Here is a 5,194-nt window from a genome sequence, read left to right on the forward strand (position 1 = left end):
CTAATAGTTGGAGGTTGCTCCAACTATTAGAGATATTAGTCAAAGAGGCGGAAAAAAAAGTAATGACTCAGAGAGATTAAGCGAACTTGCCGCCGAAGAATTTGTTGACCAAAAGCGACTCCAACAAATAGCAGGAGTAACTAGAGGTATTGCTGAATTTTCTGGAAATGCTGAAAATATTTCTAACAGTTTGACCGAATTTTTAGAGGCTTTATTTGATGAGTATCAAATTAATTATATTCAACCAATAAATGCTGACCGTGGTTCGTTACATAACGTGCAAGTTAGTTTCAAGTTGCCTAATAATTTAGTAGATTCTGAATTAGAACCTTATGTATTTCCTTGGGTGTCACGCTCCCTACCTCGTCTGACTAGAATTATCATTTTTTTATTCACATTAGCAGCATTATTAGGAGGTGGTGTAATACCATTTTTATTATGGGCAAAATCAATTAAACGAGAGTATCAGTCTTAGGGAGTAGGGAATAGTAGACCGACAAAACTAAAATGGTGCGACGAATTGCTAAATACCTTTCACAGTCTAAATTTTAGCTGTCTAACGCACCCTACTGGATTGTTTCATCTTAAATGGTGCGTTAGATGGGAAGTGTGGTCCGGGTGGGAAGTGTGGTCCGGGTGGGGAGAAAAAGACACCTAGAAACAAAAATAAGAGTGCACAGTTTTAGCTGAAACAGTCTACTACAAATTTTGCTTAAGGACGGGGTTTAAATCAAGCTTTTATCACCCACTAAAAAATAGCTGATAGCTGACAGCTAAATGCTTACATTAATAGTATGAGGAAAAACTATGATGAATATATCAATTAAACTACCTGATAGTTGTAACTTTTCAGATTATTCAAATTCAATTATTACCCGGAGGATATCTTAAATTACTTTGGTTATCAATTAATTACAGAAGAGTTAGTTTTGCCCAAGTCTCAACGGCAAATTGATGGGTTAGAAAATCTCAAGCAAAGATTTCGCAAAAGTCTCCCTTATATTACTTTAGATAGTGAGATGGCAAGGCGAGAATTTTTAATTGCTCCAGTATTGATAGAATTAGTTGATTATTGTCAGGCTAAACTCAAGGTTTCCTATCCTTTGGAAATTGAACCTCAGCTAAAAGGTTCTCTAGATTATTTTTTACAAGCAGGAAATAATTTATTAGTTATTGAGACAAAGGATGAAAACTTAGAAAGAGGTTTTAAGCAACTAGCAGTTGAGTTAATTGCTCTTGATAAAGGAACAGAACCAGAAAAAAATTTATTATATGGAGTTGTTTCTATAGGTAAAATTTGGCAATTTGCTATATTAAAACGGCAATAAAAAGAAGTTAAGCAAGACCTAAATTTATATAGAGTACCTAATGATTTAGAAGATTTAATAAAAATTTTAGTAGCAATTTTCACCGGAGTTGAAGAAGGAAGTGGGGAGTAGAAAGCAAGTAGCGAAGCTTCATTTGATTGTTGATTTATTAATTTGAAGTGGAACTTGCCTTTACTATGACACTATTTTAGTTCTGTCGGTTTACCAGAAGTTTTGCTACAATTTTCTAGAATCAAATAGAGAAGTAAACTATGCCTATTCCAGAAATACAACTGTCAACTTGGGCAAAGTCTCAGCAAACTCAATTAGCAATTAATACTCACGAATCAATTCGTAAAGCTCTGAATCATCCAATATCAAAACTTAAGCTTAATAGGTTTGCAGAAGGCAACAATTTTGAAATTTATCTGCAAGGATATTATCGAAACAAAACAAACATTCGAGCTGATAGTGATGTAGATGTTGTCGTGCAGTTAAATACTGTTTTTTGTAGTAACAAATCACCGAATAATTAATAATTAATAGTTAATAATGAATAATTAATAATTGATAGTCAATTAATTATTCATTTAATAATTCACGCCTTGAAGCCTCCCCTTGGATAGGGGATAAATCAAAAAAATTCCTTTTAGTCAATCAATTCCGTTTTAAGAAGGGGTAATTATTAATTATTAATTGTTCATTGTTAATTGCTGAAAGATGAATCCTTATCCTCGTAAACGTTATGATAGTGTATTTAAGTCTTATAATTATACCTGGGATGACTTTCATCAAGATATTTTCGTGAGTTTATCGAATTACTATCCTCGAGATAATATTATAGTTGGAAATAAATCTATAAAGCTGCCAAAAGGCAGTAACAGGATTGCTGCTGATATTATTCCTTGTATTGAATATAGATACTATTATAAATTTGAAAGTGAATATGAAGATTATATCCCAGGAATTTGCTTTTATACTAGAGATAGTAGAAGGAAAATTATTAATTATCCAAAGTTACATTTTCACAATGGAGCAAATAAGAATAGTAAAACTAACCAAAATTATAAGCCTACTGTTCGTTTATTGAAAAATTCAAAAAAAATGATAATTAATAGATATAGTTATCCTCTTGAAGCACCCTCATATTATATTGAATGTCTACTCTATAATGTCCCAAGCAATTGTTTCGTTAACAATCGACGAGACACATATACAGGACTAAAGCCATGCGTATTAAATTATACACAATATGTAGGGGTTAACGGCCGTTAACCCCTACTAGATATGGTGGCTCTGCGTAAGTCCTGATATATAAAAGTTGTGAATTGGCTTTGCGAAAGTTTAAACAGTTCCTTCATTTGTCAAAATAAAATGCTTAACCTTTTTGGCAATAAACCAGAACAATGGAAATTGAAAGATGCTCAATACTTTATTAAAAGCTTAATAGAATTGTGGGAGAATTGGTAAAATGCACGCTTACGCTACTAATGCAAAAGATAGAGAAACAATTCCTTTATATATTGCAGCAATTTCAGTTATGGCTGCACTACTATTAAGTTCTGTCGTTAAGAATTTACAATGGCAAGTTCCTTGGTGGTTAGATGCTCCGTCAGTAATGGGTTTTTATGGTATCTTTTATCAAGCTTTTGACAAGTTTTTTTGGCAGTTAAAGCTAGGTGACTTATCCTGTTCAAGTATTCCAAATTTACAAGGTACATGGGTAGGAAAAATCCATTCTTCTTACAATGATAGTGATTATGATGGAATAATTTTGTATGTTCGCCAAACATGGTCAGCTATTGATATTCAACTTCGGGCAACGTCGTCTATTTCTAACTCAACAATGGCTGCTGTGAATACTTTAGATTCTTCTGAAGCTACTTTAAAATATGAATATGTTAATGAGCCTTATACTCGAAGTTTGTCAACAATGTCTATGCACAGAGGTTCTGCTAATTTACGTCTTTCACCTGATGGTAATTTTTTATAAGGTGACTATTTTAATGGAAGAGGTAGACAAACTTTTGGTGAAATGAAGTTTACTTTTATTACTCGAAAATATATAAATAGAGATGAAGCAATTAGACAATATAACCAAATACATAATACCTAAAAGTATTGAATTAGAAGCCAAACATAGTAACTGGAAAAAATATTACTACCTTCCTAAGTTTATTTGATTGATCCTTTCTTGATTCCTTATTTCTTATGACGGAGAAACCGACAGACTATGCTGCTATTATTCGAGCTGGAAATCAACTACCATCTGCTCCAGAATGGTTAAAAATTGGTGCAAAAGTTTATTCTCCTGAATATGGCATAGGTCAAATTACAGCAGTATTGGGAAAACGTTTAATTGTAGACTTTTTAGAAAATCATTCTCCAGTGCATTTTTATGATTGGCAAATAGCAATTAATGAGAAACACATTAATCCTAGAGATAGTGCAAGTTTTAATCAGAAAAAATTCAAACAGCCACAAAAATCCCAGATTTCCGCAGCAGAAATAGAAGCTATTTCCCGACCAGTATTTCAAACAATTGCCCAAGAATTTATAGATGATTTAGTAGCTATAGATAACACACCGCCAACTCCAGGAAAACTCTATCCCTTGCCAGAAGATTTACCAATTACTCTCAAAAATTCTCTCATTCTACAAAATATTACAGAACTCTATGAACATCAAATTGAATCATTAACCGCTCTACGGAAAGGATTAGATATTTGCATTTTTACCCCCACAGCTTCTGGCAAAACTCTCTGTTATAACCTCGCCATTTTAGAATCATGTTTGCAACAACCAGAAACTACAGCATTATATATTTTTCCCCTCAAAGCATTGGCATTAGACCAGATGCAAAAGCTAGAAAAAATGACCTCATATTTTCCTAAAAATTCTGTCAAAATTGGGTTAATTACAGGTGACATCTCCTCAGCAAACAGAAAAAAATTATTTATTCCTAATCCACCTAATATTTTAGGAGTCAGCCCAGATTTATTACACTATCAACTATATAGAATTAGAAGCAAAGATGGAGAAGGATGGCGCAAATTATTTCAACAACTCCGCTATGTAGTTATAGATGAATCTCATGCTTATAGAGGTGCCTTTGGCGCACATTTTTCCAACTTAATACGACGGTTAAAAATGGCAGTAGACAGAGTAGGAGGCAGTTCAGAAAAATTACAATTTATCTTTAGTTCAGCTACGATTGGAAATCCCGCAGAAATGGCAATGGGATTTAGCGATCGCTCCCATCAACCAGAAAGACTTCATCTAATCTCAAAAAGTGGTGCTGATACTTCTGGCAAAACTATTTTGTTTTTGGAACCAAGTGATACTGCTAATCCTAATGCTTGTCAAATAATTCTGTCTTGGTTGCGCCATGATTTGAGTGGGGTAGTATTTTGTAATTCCAGAGGTGCAGTTAAAAAGTTATTGGGGATAATTAAACGAATAGCTGATAAAAATGGAGAGAGTTATTTGCCAGATAAAGTAGCAATTTTTTATGGTTCTTTGGGATTTGATAGGCGACAGGATATCATCCAAAAATTACAAACTGGGATAGTAAAAGTTATCCTTTCTACCTCCGCATTAGAAGCAGGAATCGATCTACCTGAACTTGACTGTTGTTTAGTGCGTGGTTATCCAGGTAGTTTAATGTCTTGGAAACAAAGAATTGGTCGGGTAGGAAGGAAAAATCAAGGGTTAGTTATGTTTTTGCCAGTAGCTCAAAATCCCTTAGATAATTTCTATGGAAATAAACCAAATTTCTTATTAAATGGTGAGGCAGAAAGTGCTGCTTTTAATCCAAATTATCCGACAATTTTGGGTAAACATTTAGAATGTAGTTGTGTTGAAAGTGGAATACCTTTGAATGAAAA

General features: G+C 33.5%; 5 protein-coding genes and 1 pseudogene. All 6 read left to right on the forward strand.

The features are described 5' to 3' along the window. Nucleotides 1-7 precede the first annotated feature (7 nt). Nucleotides 8-475 carry a hypothetical protein gene (locus F6K22_RS30805; protein ID WP_293107009.1) on the forward strand — a complete coding sequence of 156 codons (468 nt, stop codon included), beginning with the start codon at nt 8-10 and terminating at the stop codon, nt 473-475. Nucleotides 476-929: 454 nt separating this feature from the next. Then, the gene (locus tag F6K22_RS30810; protein WP_293107011.1) at nt 930-1,328 is read left to right on the forward strand and encodes a hypothetical protein; all 399 of its coding nucleotides are present in this window, start codon (nt 930-932) and stop codon (nt 1,326-1,328) included. Between the two features lie 251 nt (nt 1,329-1,579). Continuing rightward, on the forward strand, nt 1,580-1,843 hold the full coding sequence (locus tag F6K22_RS30815) for a nucleotidyltransferase family protein (RefSeq protein WP_293107014.1): 264 nt from the start codon (nt 1,580-1,582) through the stop codon (nt 1,841-1,843). A 184-nt stretch (nt 1,844-2,027) separates the two neighbouring features. Next, nucleotides 2,028-2,777 (forward strand): annotated as a pseudogene (locus F6K22_RS43665) (nucleotidyltransferase-like protein). Between the two features lies 1 nt (nt 2,778). Further along, on the forward strand, nt 2,779-3,300 hold the full coding sequence (locus F6K22_RS30820; RefSeq protein WP_293107016.1) for a Cap15 family cyclic dinucleotide receptor domain-containing protein: 522 nt from the start codon (nt 2,779-2,781) through the stop codon (nt 3,298-3,300). A 218-nt stretch (nt 3,301-3,518) separates the two neighbouring features. Beyond that, the coding region (locus tag F6K22_RS30825) for a DEAD/DEAH box helicase (protein ID WP_293107019.1) at nt 3,519-5,194 on the forward strand (1,676 nt) is incomplete at its 3' end.

The sequence above is a fragment of the Okeania sp. SIO2F4 genome (assembly GCF_010672385.1).
GTDB lineage: Bacteria > Cyanobacteriota > Cyanobacteriia > Cyanobacteriales > Microcoleaceae > Trichodesmium.